Genomic DNA, 19,439 nt, shown 5'->3' with positions numbered 1-19,439 from the left:
ATGACAATCCCATTTTTAGATTTAAAAAATATTAATGCTCAATATCGTGATCAGCTTATTGAAGCATGTACTCGTGTTATTGATTCAGGCTGGTATATCACCGGTAGTGAGTTAACCGAGTTTGAAAAGAGCTTTGCACAATATTGTGGTACTCAATATGCCATCGGTGTCGCAAATGGACTTGATGCCTTAACACTAACATTAAGGGCTTGGAAAGAATTAGGTCTATTAAAAGATGAGGATGAAGTAATTGTTCCGGCGAACACCTATATTGCCAGTATTCTTGCAATTACAGAAAACAACTTAATACCTGTTTTAGTCGAGCCTGAGCTGACTACCTGCAATTTGGACCCTACCAAAATAGAGGAAGCAGTTACTGATAAAACCCGTGCTATTCTCCCCGTCCATCTTTATGGCTTATTAGCAGATATGCCCAAAATTATGGCTATTGCAGAAAAATATAACCTTTTAGTACTTGAAGATGCCGCTCAAGCACACGGCGCTTCTATCAATGGTAAGAAAGCTGGAAATTGGGGAGATGCAACAGGATTCAGTTTTTATCCTGGGAAAAACCTGGGCGCATTAGGTGATGCCGGTGCTGTGACAACGAATGACCCAAAACTTGCGGAAATGCTCAGGGCTTTACGTAACTATGGTTCCCATGAAAAATATAAAAATCTCACACCTGGTGTTAATAGCCGATTAGATGAAATCCAAGCGACAATGCTAAGTGTGAAGCTCCCCTACTTAGATCAAGAGATTAAACATCGCCGAGAAATTGCAAAACTCTATCTCGCAGGCATTGATAATCCCCATATCAAATTACCATTACCGAAAGAGATTGATGCGACTACTTATGAACAGCACGTCTGGCATCTTTTTGTTATTCGTACAGATAAACGTGCAGAATTACAGAAACATCTTGCCGACAATGGTATACAGACATTAATTCACTATCCAATCCCGCCTCATAAACAGCAAGCCTATAAAGAATGGAATGATCTCAACTTTCCTATTACGGAAGAGATCCATAAAACCATTTTGAGTTTACCAATGGGGCCTACTCAGTCCTTGGAAGAGACGCAAAAAGTTATTAAAATTTGCAACTCCTTTTAACCTTTGAAAAGTATGGAAAATGATTGAAAAACACCCCTTAGTCTCTGTCATCATCCCTTGTTATAACCATGAAAAGTTTGTACAAGATTGCATACAAAGCATTATTGATCAAGATTATCAAAATATAGAATTAATCATCATTGATGATGGCTCTAAAGACAGCTCTGTGCAAAAAATTGAAGAAATGGTGCCCTTATGTAAAGAGCGCTTTACCCGATTCGAATTCCGCCATAGACCTAACCAAGGTTTATGCAATACCCTCAATGAAGGACTTAAATGGGTAGAAGGGGAATACCTTTGCTCTGTCGCTTCTGACGATATTTGGCTCAAAGAAAAAACCTCACTGCAAGTTAAATACTTAAATGAGCATCCTGAAACAGTAGCTGTTTTTGGAAATATGTATTTGATTGATGAAAGTAATCGTATTATTAAAAAATATCCCGAGTCCTTCAAACGCCATAGCTTTAAAGATATATTTCTACACAGATATTATACCCCCACAGCTAGCAATATGGTGAGAACAACAGCAATTAAAAAAATAGGTGGGTATCCATCTAATTTAATTATAGAAGACTGGTACATGTGGTTAAAATTAGCAGAGCTTGGAGGTTATTTAGACACATTACCAAATACACTTGTCCATTATAGAAAACATAGCTCTAACTACTCTGCTAATGAATTATTAATGCATGAAGGGAAACTACAAATTGTTAACTTATACAGAAGACATAAGTTATACCCTAAAGCATTACAAAGGGTTTATAAAGGCACTTTAAACGACCTCCAAGAATTTAACTTATCAATATTTAAAGAAGCTATCTTTTCTTGCCCAAGCCTGATCTACTCTTCTGTGTTTTGGCGGAAGCTAATCCAATTAATGCAAAAGAAATATTAAAAATAAACTACTAGCTCTTATTAGCTATAACAACAGAGTAAAGTACCTAGATAAGCTAATAAATTATAACCTTTCAATATAATTTTCGATATAAGAATAGAACCATGAGCCAAGATATAACAATTGTTACAGCTTTTTTCGATATAGGAAGAGGTGACTGGAACAATGGGAATTTTAAAAGAACATCTGATGACTATTTAAATTATTTCAAGTGGTTAGCCACATTAGAAAATGAAATGGTAATATTTACTTCTGCAGAATATGTGGACAAAATAAAACAGATTAGAAAATCTCTTCCTACTAAAATAATTACATTAGATTTTAGTAAAAAATTTAAATATACCATCAAACGAATAGACCGTATTCTTAAAACACCTGAATACCAAGCTTTAATCCCCGAAGAAATACGGAAAAATCCTGAATATCAATCAGCAGAATATGTACTTGTTAATAATTTAAAATACTATTTTGTGATCTCTGCAATCAGAGATTCTGAACCCAGTGATCAAAATTTATTTGCTTGGGTTGACTTTGGTTTTTGTCGGAAAAAAAGTACTACTAATGGTATTAAGTTATGGAGACACTCTTTTGATCAAGAGCATATTCATCTATTTACATTAAGAGAAAAAATAGTATTTGAAGACAAATCTTCAATGCTGAAAAGAGCTCTTAGCAATGAGATGTTTGTTATTGGTGGTATGATCGTCGGTTCTAAAAAGGCATGGCAACAACTTTATATCTTAATTTCAGAAGTACAGACAAAATACCTTAATCAAGGTATTTCAGATGATGACCAAGGAACGATGATTATGACAGTTTGTGAAAAACCTGATCTGTTCAAAATACATAGTCTCTATAAACGAGGTTGGTTTAGCTCCTTTAAATTATTTAATAAAGGATCAACCTATATCAATTTCCGGGCTAAACTAAAAGCCTCATTAGATAAGCTTTACACAAAAATTAAAAGAAGATAGTAGCTATCCATCTCTCCCACTATCCTCTCTTGTCACAATTATTTATATAAATCCTTTATTTCGAGTTACTAACAATAACTGTAATAAAGTTATCCAAGTAGTTATTGGTCTCATAGCCCTGAACACTCTCTTGAATCGATTCAGGGCTTGGGAGTTCTAGCTCTCCATCGAGGATTTTTTGCAAATACTCTCGACTACGGAACTCTTCATCCATCGGATAGAGCCAACCATTTTTACCAACGGTGATAAGATCTGCCGGCCCTGTTGGGCAATCAGTTGCAAGAACGGGTATTCCGCGCATCATCGATTCGATAATGATTAAGGGCAACCCTTCTCTTGTGGAGTTAAGAAGCGTAACGCCGGCGCTTTTTACCTGATCCCATGCATCTTTCTGCCAACCGTGGAATGTCACCTTCTCATCTAAGTTGAGCGCACTAATATGGGCTTTAAACTTCTCATCACCCTCTTCATTTCCTGTGGAACCAAAGATATCGAGATGCCAATCTCCTTGTAGAGGGACAAGGTTCTCTAAGAGTGAATCGACACGCTTAATCTCACTGATGCGACCAATATAGACAAAGCGATTATTCACTCGCTCTACAAGCCTTGCTGCATCTACCGGATTATAGACAACAGAGACATTTTTCACCTTGTAATCATTACGAAGTTCATCGGCAATGCCGTGGCTTATTGCTAAATGGGCATCGAAAAGATCGATCTTTTTCGCCACTTCTATGGCGGTAGCATTACTACTTCCCGTTAAAGAGAGATGAATCCATGAAAAGAGCGGGATACCGGTCTTCTCTTTAAAGCGCTTTAAAAATGGATAGTTAGTGAGAAATTGTTTTGAAAGATCCATCGTAATCAAAGCATCGAGTTGATCTTTCGCCATCTCATCAAAAAGTTTATCGCCATTAAAACGAACATAAGCTTTCTGCAAAGCTCGATAAAGGCTTCGCGGAAGAACACTCTTTAAACAGGTGATACTTTTGGGATATTGCAGGAACTTAAGGTTTTGGAATCCTTTTGTAAAAGCATCATAACGGGGCTCATATAAGCCATAAAAAAAGAGCTCAACATTCTTTTCCGGCATTGCACGCGCAACAATCTCTAATACCTTCTCCAATCCGCCCGGCCCATCATGCCGATTACGAAGCAGAATACCGATGCGAAGTGGTCTATTTACTCTATCCATTGCAACTTATGTTCCATACAAAATCATTATTATTTGAGATATTATTTTAAATATTGATCAATTCTACCACCGATTACTCGGGAATAGGGGAGATATTAATGATCCAGATAGCAATAGAGATCTTTAAATTTAACTTCTATAACAATGCCCCTTCAAAAAATGATCCGCCTCCTTAATCAACTGGGCAATCTTCTCTATCGAAAGGGTATTCTGCTCGTTATTTGAGAAGAGATCTTCCTTTGGATTGACGAGCATAATGGCTGAAGTTTTACTCTTTTTTCTACCGCTCAATCTGGGGACTTTTTGGATGCTCTTAATATTGGGGTATTCTGCTTGGTGCTGCTGAAACTGCGCTCTTAGATGGCGAATCATCTTACGTTTCATCGGCGTTGTGATCGGCTCTTGATGTTCTAAGGTACGAATCACTAATTCCATCTCTCTTTCAGCGTGGCTTTGCAATTGCAGATATTGTTGTTCGCCTAACCCCCCTGCTGGGAATAGCCATAAAACATGTTGTCCGCCCCCTTGGTTCGCTGTATGTTTCCAGTGAGCAGAGATTTCTAGCTGTGATAATTGCTGTTGTAGCGCTTTAAAAAATCCGGTCCATTGCCGCCCATTCCACTCTCCGATCTTCTTTATACGATAAGCTTCCACACTCCTCTCTATTGAGACGATATGGCCATAGTAGTCTTGAAAAATATTATTTTCGATATCGGAAAATTGTGACAATAACGATAATAGATCGTCTCTTAAAAAAAGCGTAAATCCCTCCCCCTTAACTTTTGCATAAGAGCTCTGATCAAAGGTTTTAAAAAAGATCGGCACAATCACGAACTCCTTCCCTTGGTAGCGCTTCTCTTGATTACATTTCTCTTGGCAGTACCCCTCAAAGTCACTTTTATACTTTTGAAGCTGATTCCCATGAATCCCGGCAACGGTTTTATCCTCAATAATAAAGAGATATTGATTCACGCGCGCGACCACATCAACCTTACGGTACTGCCGCTTGATCTTAAAATGATCTTTAGAGATCGGCTCAGAGAGTGGCGGATAGCCTGATTTCTCTAGAAACTGATTGATCAAGGTTAAAGCGAGCTTCTGTAGTCGAGGATCAGCATCTTTAAATTCGGGATTTGCATGGGCTAAGAGCCAGCAGATCATCGCATCTTGGGAGAGCTCGGAGGTTGCATAGTGGAAGAGATTGGGGATTTTTTTCATGGTAGACATCAATTCCTTGAATGATAGCTTTAACGTTTGTCTTAAGAGAATATCAATTGTAGTAACCTTTTAATAATCTCTATTCCAGAAGTGTCATCTGAAAAATTCAGCTGAAAGATATTGAATGAAATAGAGTTTTCAGATCAGATAAATAGGCCACTAATAACACAAATTCGCTTCATTCGACACAATATGAGTGAGAAAGGCGTTTGAATACGCTAAAATAACCGGTTATAAAGGAACAATCGATTATTTCATACACTTTTTAGATGGAATCACAATGATTAAAGAGACGCTACTGATTGAAATTGGGACGGAAGAGCTTCCTCCACGAGCATTGAACAATTTATCCAACGCTTTCAAAGCGGGTATTGAAGCAGAATTGAAGGCGAAGAAGTTAGAGTTTTCAGAAATTGAGGCGTATGCTACCCCGCGTCGTTTAGCTGTTGTGATTTCTGATCTACAGTCGGAACAGGAAGATTATAGTAATGAGCGCCGTGGTCCTGCAGTTCAAGCAGCGATGAAAGATGGGCAGCCGACGCCGGCACTTTTAGGCTTTGCACGCTCTTGTGGCGTTTCGGTGGATCAGCTCTCACTTTTAGAGACAGAGAAAGGCGCTTGGTACACCTTTAAAGAGGAGGTGAAAGGGGAATCGCTCGCGTCACTTCTTCCGGCGATGATTGAGAAAGCGCTTAAAGGTCTACCGATTCCTAAACGGATGCGCTGGGCAGATCATGACTTTGAATTTGTTCGCCCCGTGCGTTGGCTTGCCGTGGTCTATGGCGATGCGGTCTTAGATATTGAGATCTTCGGCATTAAGGCGAGCAATGTGAGCCGTGGACATCGTTTCCATACAAAAGCACCCGTCACAATCACTCATGCGAAAGATTATGAAACCATTATGGAGCGCGAAGGGCATATTATCCCGAGCTTCTATAAGCGTAAGGCGATGATTGAAGAGCAGATCAATGAAGCGACAAAAGGGATCGGTGCGCCGATTATCAATGCCGGCCTCCTTGATGAAGTGACGGCACTTGTTGAATATCCTAAGGCGATGATTGGTCAGTTTGAATCTCACTTCTTAGATGTGCCACAAGAGGCGCTGATTATCGCGATGGAAGATCATCAGCGTTACTTCCCCATTGTTGATGAGCATGGCAAATTGGTGGATAAATTCTGCTTTGTGAGCAATATCGTCAGCGAAGAGCCGGAAGCGGTGATCTCAGGTAATGAGCGAGTGATTCGCCCTCGCTTTGCCGATGCGGAATTCTTCTGGAATGAAGATAAGAAGAAGCCCTTAAGTGACTATTTAGCAGATCTTGAAAATGTGGTCTTCCAGACAAAATTGGGCTCTCAAGCGGATAAGATTCGCCGAGTTGCCACCTTGAGTGAAGCGATTGCCGCCGAAATTGGTGCCGATACAACACTCGTCTCCCGCGCTGCACGCCTTAATAAAGCGGATCTCATTAGTGATATGGTGCAAGAGTTCCCAGAATTACAAGGAACGATGGCGCGCTACTATGCCCTCAATCAGAATGAAGATCCTATTGTGGCAGATAGCCTTGAGCAGGTTTATTGGCCTCGTTTTGCCGGCGATCGTCTCCCTGAGAGCAAAGAGGCATTAGCCTTAGGTCTTGCAGAGCGTTTAGATACCATTGTGGGGATCTTCTCGATTGGTGAGATTCCAACAGGTTCGCGCGATCCGTATGGTCTGCGCCGAAATGCCCTTGCGGTATTGCGGATGTTGATCGAAGCGGAGCTCAATCTCGATCTCTTAAAATTGATCAAAATTAGTGCCGATACAATGCCGGCGGAGATTGAGGCGGAAAAATCGGTCGATACTATCTTCACCTATATCTTCGATCGTCTTCGTGCCTACTCATCAGATCTCGGCGTTTCAAGCGATGTCTTTGCATCGATCTCTGAATTGAAGTTGACCAATCCGCTCGATATCTACCATCGTCTCCTTGCGGTTGCGAAATTTAAAGCATTGCCGGAAGCAGGGACTCTGATCGAGACCAATAAACGTATCCACAATATTTTAGAGAATAACAGGTCAGAAGCGGCATTGCCGGCAGTCTCCGCATCGCTCTTAGAAAATGATTCGGAAAAAGCCCTCTACAATGCGAGCCAAGCACTTCAAGAGGAGATCGGCAAGCTCTCGGCAGCGCGCGATTATCAGGCGATCTTACAAGCATTGAGTAATTTAGCGACGCCACTTGCGAACTTCTTTGCCGATACCATGGTGATGACGGATGATCTTCAGGTACGCCAAAATCGTATTGCGCTCCTGACAGAGATTCGTGATTACTTTGAAACCGTGGCAGATATCTCTAAATTACAGCTCTAATAAGTGTTAAAAGATGCCATTCTAACGTGTATCAAAATCGAGGGGAGCATTCTGATGAGTGTCTCCCCTTTCCCTTTCTAAGAGGATATTTCTAAGAGAAGATATCTAAGAGAATATCGCCTGACAATATCAATTCATCCAATCGATCCTGTTGATTCATTCTATTGATCACTCCTACTCAAGAGGAGCGCCGGCAGAGGTTTATTATGAGAGAAAAGAGTATCGCGCACCCACACGCGCAAGAGCACAATCCCCTTCCCCGACCTGATCTTGTTATCTTAGATCGTGATGGCGTCATCAACCAAGATTCAAGCGCCTATATTAAATCGCGCGATGAGTGGATTCCTATTCCGGGGAGTTTAGAAGCGATGGCGCAACTGCATCACGCCGGCATTAAAGTGGGGATTGCCACCAATCAACGAGGAATCTCGCTTGGGCTCTATGATCATCAAGCGCTCGAAGAGATGCATGAGAAGATGCGCACCCTTCTCGCCGAGCATCAAGGAGAGATCGATATGATCGCTTTTTGCACCGCCGATGATCCCCATCACCCCGATCGAAAACCGAATCCCGGCATGTTACTATCCATTATTGAAGCCTTAGCGCTCCCGAAAGAGAGTGTGATCTACTTTGTGGGCGATAAAAGCTCCGATGTGGAAGCGGCACAACGGGCAACGAAAGAGAGCGATTATCAGGTAACGCCGATCTTAGTGCGGACCGGCAATGGCTTAAAGAGTGAAAAAAAGATGAATGATTCTTCGCTCCTTACCTATAATGATCTAGCATCTTTTGTGGATGCGCTCTTATTGAACCGAACCACCCCATCTACAGAGGAGTAGAATAGCGTATGATCACTTGGATTCGCTCACTGATTACCTTTATCGGCTTTCTCTTTATCTATCTCGTGATTACGCCGGTGATGCTGATAAGTACCGTTCTTTTGACCGGCTCTTGGTATCGAAATGTGACGATTGCTTGGTCCAAAATTTTAGTGGGCTGGATGCGCATCGGTGCCGGCATCGACTATCGAATCATCGGTCTGGAGAATCTTAAGTATCTTGAGAAAACGCCGCACTTTATTGTCTCTAATCATCAATCTGCACTAGAGACCTTAATCTACACCATTATTCTGCCACCCCACTCCTTTGTGCTGAAAAAAGAGTTGCTCTACATCCCCTTCTTCGGCTGGGGTTTGGCAAAATCAAAACCGATTGCGATCAATCGTAAAGATGGTAAAAATGCATTGAAACAGATCTCCAAGCAGGCGAAAGAGCGCTTTGCCGAAGGGCGATCTGTCATTATCTTCCCAGAAGGAACGCGCGTTCCCTTTGGTCAGGTGGTATCCTTTAAGAAAGGGGGCTTTATTGTGGCGAAACAGCTTGAAGCACCGATTCTCCCGATGGCGATCAACTCTGGGATTGCTGCACCCAAAGGTCGCTTTCTCAAAGAGCCGGGGATTATCACCATTGTGATTGGTGCGCCGATCGAAGCGGCATCACGGACAACTTCGGAACTTGCCAAAGAGACAGAGAGCTGGATTCGTGGCCATATTGTCCCTTCGCTCAATGTCTCAAAGATCCCATCAGAAGCGGAGATCAAAGCTTTAACGGCGCCGATCAAACCCAAAGAGAAGAAGAGAGAAAGGGAAATTACCGAAGGGGCTCAGGCCGAAGGGGTTGAGGTCGAGGCCGTTGAGGCTGAGGTGAGAAAATAATGAGACATGCAGTACAGATTATTGGGGGCGAATATCGCTCCCGTAAAATTGAAGTGATAGATGCCGATGGTTTACGCCCGACAGCTTCACGCGTTCGTGAAACGCTCTTTAACTGGCTACAGATCTCCATTCCCGGATCGATCATTATCGATGCCTTTGCCGGCACTGGCGCTTTAGGGATTGAGGCGCTCTCTCGTGGTGCTAAGCGAGCGATATTTATCGAAAAAGATGCCAATGTCTTTCGCACATTAGCGCAGAATCTCCGCACACTTAAAGTGCCGGAAGAGCGTTATCAGCTGATCAAAGGAAGTGCCTTAGAAGCCTTAACGCCGGGAAGTCCCCTTCATCAAGCGCTTCTCGAACAGTTATCCCAATATCCCCGGCAACATCTCTTCCTCGACCCCCCTTTTTTCCACGAGCTCTATACGCCGCTCCTAACGATTTTAGAGGGGAATCCCATTCTCTCAAACTTAAGCTCCCTCTCCCTAGAGATGCCGGTCAAAGCCACCTTCGATCTCGAAAAAGCACTCACCCCCCTCACGCCAAGCCGAGAGATGAAGACCAAAGAGAGTAAGGTGTTTCTTTATAGGGAAGTTTAAGATCGGGATCGATCACCAACAATGTGAATATAGTCGTAAAATGATTCAAATGGTTAATCGAAACAAAAAGGGCTGTTGAGTTGCCGGATCTTACTACTGCGTTCTTCCAGAAACTATGCGCCGGTAAGGGGGCATCAAAGATGCCAAACTGCAGTAGTCATAAGAATGAAATCATCCCGGCATCATGGATGCCGATTGGCGGGCATGCACCGGCGAAAAGAACGATATAGTCGGCTCCCGCCACTCAACAAACTCTCTTAAGAATCATCAAAATGATTCAAGTGAGTAATCGAAACAAAAGAGCTGATGAGTTGCCGGTCCTTACTATCGCGTTTTTCCAGAAATTACGCGCCGGCAAATAGGCATCAAAGATGCCAAACCGCGGGCATGCACCAGCAAAAAGAGCGATATAGTCGGCTCCCGCCGATCCAAAAATATTCTTAGAGCAACTCGACATTTATCATGATGAAATATATTGATAGGATCGACATATCAATAAAACATGTTTAAAAAATTGAAAAAAATCGACACGTTTTAACGATATGTTGATGGGATCGACATGTTATCGATTCGTCTTGCAGAATAATAAGAAATAAAAGCTGAACGGTTGCCGGATCTTACTATTGCGTTCTTCCAAAAGTTACGCGCCGGCAATGGGCATTACAAATGCCAAGAATGATATAGCCGGCTCCCGCCGATCCAAAAATCTTCTTAGAGCAACTCGACATTTATCATGATGAAATATGTTGATAGGATCGACATATCTCTCGGATATGTTTAAAAAATCGAAAAAAATCGACACGTTTTAACGATATGTTGATGGGATCGATATATTGGGAAATCAGAAAGCTTCTATCCAAGCATTAAAAAAACCTCCACTTGGGAGGTTTCTAATAAAAACTAATCAACGCAAAGTAGACGGGTATCAAATTCTTCTGCGTAATAAGCTAACCAATTCTCTATATATTCTCGATCATACTTTTTAGAAGCTACCCCAACAACCATATCAAGGATAATCGTCTCATCTAATGGCGGAATTCTATACCCATTCATAAGCAAGAAATCAAAAGTTGCCTGAGTAGCCGTTCTCTTATTACCATTAGCAAAACAGTGGTTATTGATAAGACTAAACATTAGAACAGATGCTAATTCAAACATATCATCCGTTTGTTTATAATATCTATATTGAGCAGGACTTGATTGGGAAGATTCAAGTCTTTCCATACTAAGAACAGCTATTGGTTCACTATCTTTAAATGGGCCTTGTAATATCTGTTCTCTATTAATACGGATTAGATCTTCTACCGTTAACCATTTAATACTGCCGTCTGATAAAACTTCTCCACACAGCTCAAGAGCCATACATTAATTAAACCTCGGCTAAAAGATAAAATGCCTTTTTATGATCTTTAAAACTGATTTCAGATGCTTTTCTAACTTGATGTTCATGGTTGCAAGTAAAGCCTTTTGCTGGACGCGGTTTTGCTGTTTTGCTTTTATCACGAGCAGGTATATAAATATACTGATCTTTTAAAACTGCATTTGACATAACTTACTCCCCGATCCAATCGAATCATTAAACAAAATCGTATAACGATTGCTATACGTCTGTACAGTATATTACTAAACTTACCCCTCAATCAATTAAATAGCCAAGATATCTATATCGGTTATAAGATATCCTTTGGTTCAAAAAGATAGCATGCCGGCAAGTATCGTTATCTTAACGATTAGTTATACTGAAACAAAAAGGGCTAATGCGGTGCCGGTCCTCACTATCGCATTCTTCCAGAAGTTACGCGCCGGCAATGGGCATTATCTAATAACTTAAAGTCGCTATTTATAGATCTCTTTTCGATGTCCGACATTAATCACTTCGATGATGATCTCTCTATCTAAGATGTTACAGAGCAGACGATAATCCCCAACTCTATAACGCCAATCAGCAAGATTACCTCTAATCGCTCTCCCTTTTGCTCTTGGATCAGAGCAACCGACTAAGTTCTTTTCAATCCAATTTAAAATAAATAACGCCTGTGTTTTATCGATCTTCTTTAAAGATTTTACCGCTTTCGCCGTATAGATCACTTGATACATCTATAATCCTAATGCTTTTTTAACTTCATCATGCGTATAGGTTTCAGGGTGCTCTTCATTATAAGCAATAGCCTCTTTCAAGAGTTTTAAATCGAGTTCATCTTCCATTTTCTCAATCACACTATTTTTAAATAAGGTCGATAAGCTTTGCCCATGAAAAGCGGCATATTCTTTAAAGATTTTCTCTTCTTCTCTATTTAATCTAATACTAACGATTGTCATAACTTCACCTCTACAGCAATGATGTCATACATTGTAATACGATTGAAGATTCATAACAATTGAGCAAAACAGAAGCTGATGAGTTGCCGGTCCTCACTATCGCATTCTTCCAGAGATTACGCGCCGGCAAATAGGCATCAAAGATGCCAGACTGCGGGCATGCACCGGTTAAAAGAATAAAATGGTAGGCTCCCACCCTCCCATAAACCTTTTTATTTGTTGAAACAAAAGAAGTTAATGAGTTGCCGGAAATCACCTCTGCACGCTTTCACAGATCTCATGCCGGCAAGTATCGTTACCTTAACGATTAGTTATACTGAAATAAAAAGGGCTGATGCAGTGCCGGTCCTTACTATCGCATTCTTCCAGAAGTTACGCGCCGGCAAATAGGTATCAAAGATGCCAGACTCCGGGCATGCACCGGTTAAAAGAATGAAATGGTAGGCTCCCGCCGCTCAACAAACTCTCTTAAGAATCATCAAAATGATTCATTGAGACAAAAGAAGCTAAATGGTTGCCGGCCCTCACTATCGCATTCTTCCAGAAGTTACGCGCCGGCAAATAGGCATCAAAGATGCCAGACTGCGGGCATGCACCGGTTAAAAGAACAAAATGGTTAGCTCCCGCCGCTCAACAAACTCTCTTAAGAATCATCAAAATGATTCATTGAGACAAAAGAAGCTGAACGGTTGCAGGATCTTACTATCGCATTCTTCCAGAAGTTACGCGCCGGCAATGGACAGCAAAGATGCCGAACCTCGAAAAGGTGCCCGCATGGGCTTTTACTTAATATCTTGTTCTGTTTACAGTTCTTACCAAAGCTTCTACAATAGCTCTATCTCAACGGGGTGCTGTTACTTTAGGTCGATCGAATCAAATCGACAAGTAATAGCTGAGATTTTACCCGTCGAACCTGATCCGGACAATACCGGCGGAGGGATTTGAGAATCGAGATGCCTGCGGGCTCTTCCTCAAATCCTGTGACACACTTACACAGGAGCCGTTATGATAAATCGAACCCTTTCTTCCCCCCTTCAACGTCTTTCCCACGCTTTTCGTAAACCGCTTCGCCGAACTTTGTTGGTGGCATCGCTATTATTGTCGAGCTTAACGACGCTGGCTTTTGCGGAAAAACCGACATTAACCGTCTATACCTACGATTCCTTCGTCGCCGAATGGGGCCCTGGGCCGCTAATTAAAGAGCGCTTTGAAAAAACGTGCGATTGTGAGTTGAAACTAGTCTCACTAGGCGATGGGGTTTCACTTCTCAATCGTCTGCGTATGGAGGGGAAAAAGAGTAAAGCGGATCTGATCCTCGGACTCGATAATAACTTGATTGCCGCCGCAGAAGAGACCGATCTCTTTACGCCGGCGAATATCGATCAATCGATGTTGAAATTACCGATCGAATGGGAGTATAAAACCTTTATTCCCTACGATTATGGCTACTTTGCCTTTATCTACGATAAACGCAAGATCGACAATCCCCCAACAAGTATGGATGAGCTCCTAGATCCTGAAAACAAGTGGAGCATCATCTACCAAGATCCCCGTACTAGCACGCCGGGATTAGGCCTTCTTCTCTGGATGGAGAAGATCTACGGTCAAGCAACAGAATCGGCATGGGAAAAGATGGCGAAAAAGACCGTCACTGTCACTAAAGGTTGGAGCGAATCATATGGGCTCTTCCTGAAAGGTGAGAGCGACTTTGTCTTAAGCTATACCGCATCGCCGGGCTATCAGATGCTCTATGATAATGATGATAACTACGCAGCGGCACTCTTTGATGAAGGACACTATCTACAGATAGAGGTGGCAGCAAAATTGAAAGCAAGCCCCCATCCGGAACTTGCCGATCAATTTCTCCAATTTATGTTAACGCCGGAATTTCAGGAGACATTACCGACCACCAACTGGATGTATCCTGTGATCGATATCCCCTTACCGCCGGTCTATAAAGCATTACCATTGCCGGCAAAAGCGCTACTCTTTAGTGCAGAAGAGGTGGCGAAAGAACGCCAAAATTGGATAAAAGTCTGGCAATTTGCCGTAAGTCGATAGAAGTTGTAATGACTATCCGTGATGACTATTCGTAATGACTTTTATGATCCCTCTCTATGATCCCTCTCTATGATTAATCGGCAATTGATCCCCGGCTTGATCGCCTCAACGATCCTCGTGACTGTGGCGCTTCTTGCCTTTGGGGCGCTCTGGTGCTTCTCCCCTTCAATCTCTCTTGCGGAGATTTTTGGGGATCGCTACCTGTGGCATGTTATCGGCTTTACCTTCTATCAGGCGCTACTGTCGGCACTGCTATCGGTCGGCCCGGCGATTTTGCTAGCTCGAGCGCTCTATCGTCGCCGATTTGTCGGGCGCACACTGCTCCTTCGCCTCTCAGCAATGACCTTAGTCCTTCCGGTTTTAGTGGCGGTTTTTGGTATTCTCTCGATCTATGGCAAAAGTGGCTGGCTCGCAACGCTTCTCCAACTCTTTGGGCTGGAGTATCACTTCTCCCCTTATGGTCTACAGGGGATTCTACTTGCACATGTCTTCTTCAATCTCCCCTTAGCAACGCGCATGTTGCTACAAGCTTTAGAAGGCATCTCGGTAGAACAGCGGCAGATCGCCGCACAATTGGGGCTCAATGAGTGGCAACAATTTCGCATTATGGAGTGGTCCTATCTTCGCCGGCAACTTCTTCCGACCGCAGCGCTCATCTTTATGCTCTGCTTTTCAAGCTTTGCCACCGTCCTTGCATTAGGGGGCGGACCGCGCGCAACGACGATAGAACTTGCGATCTACCAAGCTTTAAGTTACGACTTTGATCCCGGAAGAGCCGCTATTTTAGCGCTGATTCAGCTCTTTTTCTGTATCGGCTTGATGTTAGTGAGTCAACGCCTCAATAGTGCCTTTGCCGTAGGGACGACAACGCGCCGATCCTGGTTTGATCCGGCAGATAATCGCTTTCGCCAAGTACGAGATTTTGTGGTGATTATGATCGCCCTGCTCCTGCTCCTGCCACCATTGATTGCGATCATTATTGATGGACTCAATCGCCGTGTGTGGGAGGTATTACAACAATCGGCCCTCTGGCAAGCCACCTTCACCTCACTCTTTATCGCCATATGTGCGGGCCTATTAGCGGTGACACTCACCATGATGCTGCTCTGGAGTAGCCGAGAATTGCGTCTCCGCCGAGCCGTTAAATGGGGGCAAACGATGGAGTTGAGTGGCCTCTTAATTTTAGCGATGCCGGGAATTGTATTGGCGACAGGATTTTTTATCCTTTTTAATGAGACGATCGGTATTCCCCAATCGCCCTATGCATTAGTGATTTTGACCAATGCCCTCTTAGCGATTCCCTATGCCCTTAAGGTGCTTGAAAACCCGATGCGCGATCTAGCAGAGCGTTACAATCCACTCTGCCACTCATTAGCCATTAGCGGCTGGCGCCGATTAAGAATTATCGAACTTCGCGCACTCAAAAAGCCGATCGCCCAAGCGCTGGCATTTGCCTCTGTCATCTCCATTGGTGATTTTGGTGTCGTGGCGCTCTTTGGAAATGAGGATTTCCGCACCCTTCCCTACTATCTCTATCAGCAATTAGGCGCCTATCGCACCAATGATGGCGCTGTGACGGCGATGCTACTACTCCTTCTCTGCTTGATGCTCTTCACATTTTTAGAGAAGATTTCAGGACGCGCTATCGGAGAAGAAAAATGACAAACAGAATGATCGAACTGAAGAATATTCGCTACCATTTAGAGCGCTCGAAAGCGGAGGAGAAAGCGGATAGAAAAGCTGATAAAAAAGCCGACAAAAAAGTGGGGAAAAGGGTTCATCAAGAGAACCTAAAGAGCAAAACCGACAGAGAGGCAGCTCCCCGATTAATGCAATTAATGCAATTTGATTGCACCATCGAGCGCGGGGAGAGAGTCGCCATTATGGGCCCAAGTGGTGCCGGGAAGAGTACCCTTCTCAACCTTATTAGTGGCTTTCAATATCCAGAAACAGGCGAGATTCTCCTCAATGGCAGCGACTTTACAACGCTGCCGCCAGCAAAACGCCCTGTATCGATGCTCTTTCAGGAGAATAATCTCTTTAGCCATCTGAGCGTTCGGCAAAATATCGGCTTAGGGATCGCACCGACACTGCGCCTAAAAGCAGAGGAGCAGAAAACTGTTGCAGCCATTGCAGAGCAGGTGGGGCTTACAGAGTTTCTCGATCGCTTGCCAGGACAACTCTCCGGCGGACAACGACAGAGAGTCGCCCTTGCACGTTGCTTTATACGCGAGCAACCGATTCTGCTACTCGATGAACCCTTCTCTGCCCTCGATCCGGCCCTGCGTCATGAGATGCTTCTCTTACTCGAAGAGCGTTGCCGTGCGCGTGATATCACCCTGCTGATGGTCTCCCACAATATTGAAGATGCGCATCAAATTGCGCCTCGAACGTTAGTGATCGATCAAGGGAGAATCGCTTATGATGGCGCCACTGAAAAGCTCCTGAGCGGGGAAGATCCTGCTGCGCTACTATTGGGAATCTCAAGCGAGGAGAGATAACTCCCTCATTAAAAAATGTTAAAAAAGTGCCCAAAAAAATGCCATCAAAATTGATGGCACTTATTGATGATACTTATTGATGGCACTCTGCCGACTTATATGAGATATCTTAAATCTCTGCCGGTATCATTTCACCATCAATCAAGGGGACCTGATACTCTTCCCACAACTTTTTGATGCGTTCAAAGAGGATTAAAGGATCTGCCTTTTTACTAATAATGCCCAAAAGTGCCGGCGGGCGAGGAAGAGAGTGCAGCACTAAACGATCATTTTGCGTCACAATAATGCCGGGAACCTCTTTCGGCGCTAACTGCTTTTGTAAGAGATCTAAAGTCTCAACACCGGTGATAACAGGAAGGATCAGATCGACAATAATCAGATCGGGCGTATAGCCGGCATTTAAGAGCCTTGCCGCCTCCGCATAATGAAAGCAATATTGACACTGCTCCGCGTTAAAGAGCCCCCGAAACTTCTCCTGAAGTGAAGCATCTTCCGTGACTAATAGAATTCTCTCTAACATTAACATTGACGCTCCTTTTGACCACGATTTAACATTTGTTACCCAACCTTGAGTGATCTCTCTCATCACTCCCGTATCGCTTGATCTTTCTCTCTTTCCACCGACTTGATCCATCAACTTGATCGATCAACTTGATTTGTTTGCTTGACTTATTTACTTAACGCGTTTACTTGATCTTTTCATTACAGCGCTAAAATAATCTCTAGAACGAAAGAGTGCCGAGCAAGTATGCTTCGGCACTATTCATTCATCGCATTGAGATAATCTCATTGGACTCATATCATTGAGGTCATCTCATTGATGCGCATATCTCGCTAACGGTTTCCGGATACTCGACGATCATAAGCTAGAAAGGTATCTGACCAAAGAATCACTTCTTGAACTCTTGGCGTCACTCGCCGTAGCGCTTCAGCTCGGGTGACCCAAGCCCATTCGCTATGCTCAGGTCTTCCTAGTTCTGGATTGATCGGTAGACGAATGCCGCGACGCTTTGTCTCGGCAACATAGTATCGTGCCACCTTCTTACCGCGAAAGTAGGGATCTGTCTCAAAATAGTCATATCCCCATGGAAAGGTGAGATCCCGAATGGTTGTCTCCTCTCGCACTTCCCGTAATGCTGTCTCTAAAGGGGTCTCTCCTGCTTCGACCTGCCCTTTGGGAAAGTCCCAAAAGTTATAAGCTCGGAGCAGAAGATAACGAAACTCCCGTCTATCCCATCGTACAATGACCGCTCCACAAGATAAAATCTCAGGAGGACTCTGTTTCATCTATTAGCCTTTAGTGATACTCGGGGCTAAACTCACGAACAGCGTCAACCATGGCTTTAACATTCTCAGGATCGATTCCCGGATGAATCCCATGCCCTAAGTTAAAGATATGGCCTTCATCTGCAGCCACTTTACCAAAGCCGGCAAGTACCTTCTTCACATTTTCACGCACGATTTCAGGCGTTGAGTAGAGAACACCCGGATCCATATTCCCTTGAAGCACAACCTGCTTACCTACTAAAGCTTTCGCTTCAGCAATATCGGTCATCCAATCTAAACCTAAGCCATTAGCACCAATAGCCGCTTGCTCTTTAAGCCACATGCCCCCATTTTTCGTAAAGACGATTGAAGGGATCTTCTGACCATCATACTCCGTGATAAGGCCGGCAAGGATCTTCTCCATATAACGGAGTGAGAACTCTTGGTAATGCTCTTTCGATAAGATGCCGCCCCAAGTATCAAAGATCTGAACTGCCGCTGCACCATTTTTAATCTGGGCGTTGAGATAGTCGATCACGATATCGGAGAGCTTATCGAGCAGTTGATGCATCTCTCTTGGATGCTCATACATAAAACCGCGCACCTTACCAAAATCTTTACTACCGCCCCCTTCAATCATATAGGTGGCAAGTGTCCAAGGGCTTCCGGTAAAACCGATTAGTGGCACTTCATTCTTCAATGCTTTACGAATGGTTGATACCGCATTCATCACATAGCCTAGTGAATCTTCCACATCAACCACTGGGAGTTTTGCAACTTGTGCAGGATCGGTAATCGGCGTTTCAAATACAGGACCTTTCCCAGGAACAAAGCTTAAACCTAAGCCCATTGCATCTGGGATTGTTAAGATGTCAGAGAAGAGAATCGCAGCATCAAAACCGAAACGATCGATTGGCTGTAATGTTACTTCACAGGCGAGATCGGCATTACGGCAGAGCGCCATAAAATCACCCGCTTCTGCACGCACTCGGCGATACTCTGGTAGATAACGCCCTGCTTGACGCATCATCCAGACAGGAGTTCTATCTACTTTCTCTTTTAAAAGGGCACGAATAAAACGATCATTTTTATAAGTCATTGTTCTGTCCTAACACTCAATTTATATCGGCACGATTATACCATATTCCCCCTTTCCCCTCTCTCTTTATTATTTTAAATCGCTAGCTTATAAGGCTTTTTTGGACTATAATACGGGGCTTGCTATTTTGAT

General features: G+C 43.3%; 22 protein-coding genes and 1 riboswitch. Of the genes, 12 read left to right on the top strand and 10 right to left on the bottom strand.

The genetic code is table 11. From position 1 onward, the window contains the following. The 3 genes from AC0SAP_RS06165 (at position 1) to AC0SAP_RS06155 (ending at position 2,985) form a co-directional block, all read left to right on the top strand. Positions 1–1,116 (top strand): DegT/DnrJ/EryC1/StrS family aminotransferase, encoded by a 1,116-nt coding sequence (locus tag AC0SAP_RS06165; RefSeq protein ID WP_473383425.1) that lies wholly within the window; start codon positions 1–3, stop codon positions 1,114–1,116. 19 nt (positions 1,117–1,135) lie between these two features. Further along, complete coding sequence (locus AC0SAP_RS06160; protein WP_473383423.1) at positions 1,136–2,011, top strand: glycosyltransferase family 2 protein; 876 nt, start codon at positions 1,136–1,138, stop codon at positions 2,009–2,011. Positions 2,012–2,115: 104 nt separating this feature from the next. Further along, a complete protein-coding gene (locus tag AC0SAP_RS06155) occupies positions 2,116–2,985 on the top strand; it encodes a WlaTC/HtrL family glycosyltransferase (protein WP_473383422.1) in 870 nt (289 codons plus the stop codon). A 55-nt stretch (positions 2,986–3,040) separates the two neighbouring features. On the opposite strand, the gene AC0SAP_RS06150 is transcribed toward AC0SAP_RS06155, so the two are convergent. Then, entirely contained in the window at positions 3,041–4,180 is a 1,140-nt protein-coding gene (locus AC0SAP_RS06150) for a glycosyltransferase (RefSeq protein WP_473383421.1), read from the bottom strand. Positions 4,181–4,309: 129 nt separating this feature from the next. After that, positions 4,310–5,407: a PD-(D/E)XK nuclease family protein gene (locus AC0SAP_RS06145; RefSeq protein ID WP_473383419.1), complete on the bottom strand. Its 1,098-nt coding sequence runs from the start codon at positions 5,405–5,407 to the stop codon at positions 4,310–4,312. A gap of 271 nt (positions 5,408–5,678) precedes the next feature. Between AC0SAP_RS06145 and glyS the strand changes: the two genes are divergently transcribed. The 4 genes from glyS to rsmD all read left to right on the top strand — a co-directional run bounded on the left by glyS (position 5,679) and on the right by rsmD (position 10,061). Then, positions 5,679–7,748, top strand: a complete 2,070-nt coding sequence (glyS, locus tag AC0SAP_RS06140) for a glycine--tRNA ligase subunit beta (RefSeq protein ID WP_473383418.1) — start codon at positions 5,679–5,681, stop codon at positions 7,746–7,748. A 206-nt stretch (positions 7,749–7,954) separates the two neighbouring features. Further along, complete coding sequence (locus AC0SAP_RS06135; RefSeq protein WP_473383417.1) at positions 7,955–8,587, top strand: HAD-IIIA family hydrolase; 633 nt, start codon at positions 7,955–7,957, stop codon at positions 8,585–8,587. 8 nt (positions 8,588–8,595) lie between these two features. Further along, positions 8,596–9,462, top strand: a complete 867-nt coding sequence (locus tag AC0SAP_RS06130) for a lysophospholipid acyltransferase family protein (RefSeq protein ID WP_473383415.1) — start codon at positions 8,596–8,598, stop codon at positions 9,460–9,462. After that, positions 9,462–10,061, top strand: coding sequence for a 16S rRNA (guanine(966)-N(2))-methyltransferase RsmD (gene rsmD, locus AC0SAP_RS06125; protein ID WP_473383414.1), 600 nt, complete (start codon positions 9,462–9,464; stop codon positions 10,059–10,061). Before AC0SAP_RS06130 ends, rsmD begins: the two co-directional genes overlap by 1 nt. Positions 10,062–10,961: 900 nt before the next feature. On the opposite strand, the gene AC0SAP_RS06120 is transcribed toward rsmD, so the two are convergent. Both AC0SAP_RS06120 and AC0SAP_RS06115 read right to left on the bottom strand, forming a co-directional pair. Next, the gene (locus tag AC0SAP_RS06120) at positions 10,962–11,423 is read right to left on the bottom strand and encodes a type II toxin-antitoxin system death-on-curing family toxin (RefSeq protein ID WP_473383412.1); all 462 of its coding nucleotides are present in this window, start codon (positions 11,421–11,423) and stop codon (positions 10,962–10,964) included. A gap of 7 nt (positions 11,424–11,430) precedes the next feature. Continuing rightward, complete coding sequence (locus tag AC0SAP_RS06115) at positions 11,431–11,610, bottom strand: hypothetical protein (protein WP_473383411.1); 180 nt, start codon at positions 11,608–11,610, stop codon at positions 11,431–11,433. 135 nt (positions 11,611–11,745) lie between these two features. On the opposite strand from AC0SAP_RS06115, the gene AC0SAP_RS06110 reads away from it, so the two are divergent. Then, entirely contained in the window at positions 11,746–11,892 is a 147-nt protein-coding gene (locus AC0SAP_RS06110) for a hypothetical protein (protein WP_473383410.1), read from the top strand. Between the two features lie 5 nt (positions 11,893–11,897). On the opposite strand, the gene AC0SAP_RS06105 is transcribed toward AC0SAP_RS06110, so the two are convergent. The 3 genes from AC0SAP_RS06105 to AC0SAP_RS06095 are packed head-to-tail and all read right to left on the bottom strand — an operon-like array spanning position 11,898 to position 12,576. Next, positions 11,898–12,158 (bottom strand): type II toxin-antitoxin system RelE family toxin, encoded by a 261-nt coding sequence (locus AC0SAP_RS06105; protein WP_109236563.1) that lies wholly within the window; start codon positions 12,156–12,158, stop codon positions 11,898–11,900. After that, entirely contained in the window at positions 12,159–12,380 is a 222-nt protein-coding gene (gene relB, locus AC0SAP_RS06100; RefSeq protein WP_286481476.1) for a type II toxin-antitoxin system RelB family antitoxin, read from the bottom strand. A gap of 10 nt (positions 12,381–12,390) precedes the next feature. Beyond that, the gene (locus AC0SAP_RS06095; RefSeq protein ID WP_473383408.1) at positions 12,391–12,576 is read right to left on the bottom strand and encodes a hypothetical protein; all 186 of its coding nucleotides are present in this window, start codon (positions 12,574–12,576) and stop codon (positions 12,391–12,393) included. A gap of 41 nt (positions 12,577–12,617) precedes the next feature. On the opposite strand from AC0SAP_RS06095, the gene AC0SAP_RS06090 reads away from it, so the two are divergent. The 4 genes from AC0SAP_RS06090 to thiQ all read left to right on the top strand — a co-directional run bounded on the left by AC0SAP_RS06090 (position 12,618) and on the right by thiQ (position 16,942). Next, positions 12,618–12,770, top strand: a complete 153-nt coding sequence (locus AC0SAP_RS06090; protein ID WP_473383407.1) for a hypothetical protein — start codon at positions 12,618–12,620, stop codon at positions 12,768–12,770. 444 nt (positions 12,771–13,214) lie between these two features. Further along, positions 13,215–13,338, top strand: a riboswitch (TPP riboswitch). Between the two features lie 47 nt (positions 13,339–13,385). Next, positions 13,386–14,441, top strand: a complete 1,056-nt coding sequence (gene thiB, locus AC0SAP_RS06085) for a thiamine ABC transporter substrate binding subunit (RefSeq protein ID WP_473383405.1) — start codon at positions 13,386–13,388, stop codon at positions 14,439–14,441. Positions 14,442–14,510: 69 nt separating this feature from the next. Then, positions 14,511–16,103 carry a thiamine/thiamine pyrophosphate ABC transporter permease ThiP gene (gene thiP / locus AC0SAP_RS06080; RefSeq protein ID WP_473383404.1) on the top strand — a complete coding sequence of 531 codons (1,593 nt, stop codon included), beginning with the start codon at positions 14,511–14,513 and terminating at the stop codon, positions 16,101–16,103. 167 nt (positions 16,104–16,270) lie between these two features. Next, positions 16,271–16,942, top strand: coding sequence for a thiamine ABC transporter ATP-binding protein ThiQ (gene thiQ, locus AC0SAP_RS06075; protein ID WP_473383513.1), 672 nt, complete (start codon positions 16,271–16,273; stop codon positions 16,940–16,942). Positions 16,943–17,051: 109 nt separating this feature from the next. On the opposite strand, the gene AC0SAP_RS06070 is transcribed toward thiQ, so the two are convergent. From AC0SAP_RS06070 to hemE, 3 genes are all read right to left on the bottom strand, one after another. Next, positions 17,052–17,462 carry a response regulator gene (locus AC0SAP_RS06070; protein WP_473383402.1) on the bottom strand — a complete coding sequence of 137 codons (411 nt, stop codon included), beginning with the start codon at positions 17,460–17,462 and terminating at the stop codon, positions 17,052–17,054. A 314-nt stretch (positions 17,463–17,776) separates the two neighbouring features. Then, positions 17,777–18,229: an NUDIX domain-containing protein gene (locus AC0SAP_RS06065; RefSeq protein WP_473383401.1), complete on the bottom strand. Its 453-nt coding sequence runs from the start codon at positions 18,227–18,229 to the stop codon at positions 17,777–17,779. Positions 18,230–18,239: 10 nt separating this feature from the next. Next, positions 18,240–19,307 (bottom strand): uroporphyrinogen decarboxylase, encoded by a 1,068-nt coding sequence (gene hemE / locus AC0SAP_RS06060; RefSeq protein ID WP_473383400.1) that lies wholly within the window; start codon positions 19,305–19,307, stop codon positions 18,240–18,242. Positions 19,308–19,439 lie beyond the last annotated feature (132 nt).

Source organism: Ignatzschineria sp. PL_is040, from assembly GCF_055813795.1.
This window is presented reverse-complemented; position numbering and strand designations above follow the sequence as displayed.

What these genes read in the sequence shown, in the direction of transcription:
- hemE (WP_473383400.1), bottom strand. Translation starts at nt 19,307, where the DNA reads ATGACTTATAAAAATGATCGTTTTATTCGTGCCCTTTTAAAAGAGAAA.
- AC0SAP_RS06155 (WP_473383422.1), top strand. Translation starts at nt 2,116, where the DNA reads ATGAGCCAAGATATAACAATTGTTACAGCTTTTTTCGATATAGGAAGA.
- glyS (WP_473383418.1), top strand. Translation starts at nt 5,679, where the DNA reads ATGATTAAAGAGACGCTACTGATTGAAATTGGGACGGAAGAGCTTCCT.
- AC0SAP_RS06070 (WP_473383402.1), bottom strand. Translation starts at nt 17,462, where the DNA reads ATGTTAGAGAGAATTCTATTAGTCACGGAAGATGCTTCACTTCAGGAG.
- AC0SAP_RS06115 (WP_473383411.1), bottom strand. Translation starts at nt 11,610, where the DNA reads ATGTCAAATGCAGTTTTAAAAGATCAGTATATTTATATACCTGCTCGT.
- thiP (WP_473383404.1), top strand. Translation starts at nt 14,511, where the DNA reads ATGATTAATCGGCAATTGATCCCCGGCTTGATCGCCTCAACGATCCTC.
- AC0SAP_RS06090 (WP_473383407.1), top strand. Translation starts at nt 12,618, where the DNA reads ATGAGTTGCCGGAAATCACCTCTGCACGCTTTCACAGATCTCATGCCG.
- thiB (WP_473383405.1), top strand. Translation starts at nt 13,386, where the DNA reads ATGATAAATCGAACCCTTTCTTCCCCCCTTCAACGTCTTTCCCACGCT.
- AC0SAP_RS06065 (WP_473383401.1), bottom strand. Translation starts at nt 18,229, where the DNA reads ATGAAACAGAGTCCTCCTGAGATTTTATCTTGTGGAGCGGTCATTGTA.
- AC0SAP_RS06150 (WP_473383421.1), bottom strand. Translation starts at nt 4,180, where the DNA reads ATGGATAGAGTAAATAGACCACTTCGCATCGGTATTCTGCTTCGTAAT.
- AC0SAP_RS06105 (WP_109236563.1), bottom strand. Translation starts at nt 12,158, where the DNA reads ATGTATCAAGTGATCTATACGGCGAAAGCGGTAAAATCTTTAAAGAAG.
- relB (WP_286481476.1), bottom strand. Translation starts at nt 12,380, where the DNA reads ATGACAATCGTTAGTATTAGATTAAATAGAGAAGAAGAGAAAATCTTT.
- AC0SAP_RS06165 (WP_473383425.1), top strand. Translation starts at nt 1, where the DNA reads ATGACAATCCCATTTTTAGATTTAAAAAATATTAATGCTCAATATCGT.
- AC0SAP_RS06120 (WP_473383412.1), bottom strand. Translation starts at nt 11,423, where the DNA reads ATGGCTCTTGAGCTGTGTGGAGAAGTTTTATCAGACGGCAGTATTAAA.
- rsmD (WP_473383414.1), top strand. Translation starts at nt 9,462, where the DNA reads ATGAGACATGCAGTACAGATTATTGGGGGCGAATATCGCTCCCGTAAA.
- AC0SAP_RS06135 (WP_473383417.1), top strand. Translation starts at nt 7,955, where the DNA reads ATGAGAGAAAAGAGTATCGCGCACCCACACGCGCAAGAGCACAATCCC.
- thiQ (WP_473383513.1), top strand. Translation starts at nt 16,271, where the DNA reads ATGCAATTAATGCAATTTGATTGCACCATCGAGCGCGGGGAGAGAGTC.
- AC0SAP_RS06145 (WP_473383419.1), bottom strand. Translation starts at nt 5,407, where the DNA reads ATGTCTACCATGAAAAAAATCCCCAATCTCTTCCACTATGCAACCTCC.
- AC0SAP_RS06130 (WP_473383415.1), top strand. Translation starts at nt 8,596, where the DNA reads ATGATCACTTGGATTCGCTCACTGATTACCTTTATCGGCTTTCTCTTT.
- AC0SAP_RS06160 (WP_473383423.1), top strand. Translation starts at nt 1,136, where the DNA reads ATGATTGAAAAACACCCCTTAGTCTCTGTCATCATCCCTTGTTATAAC.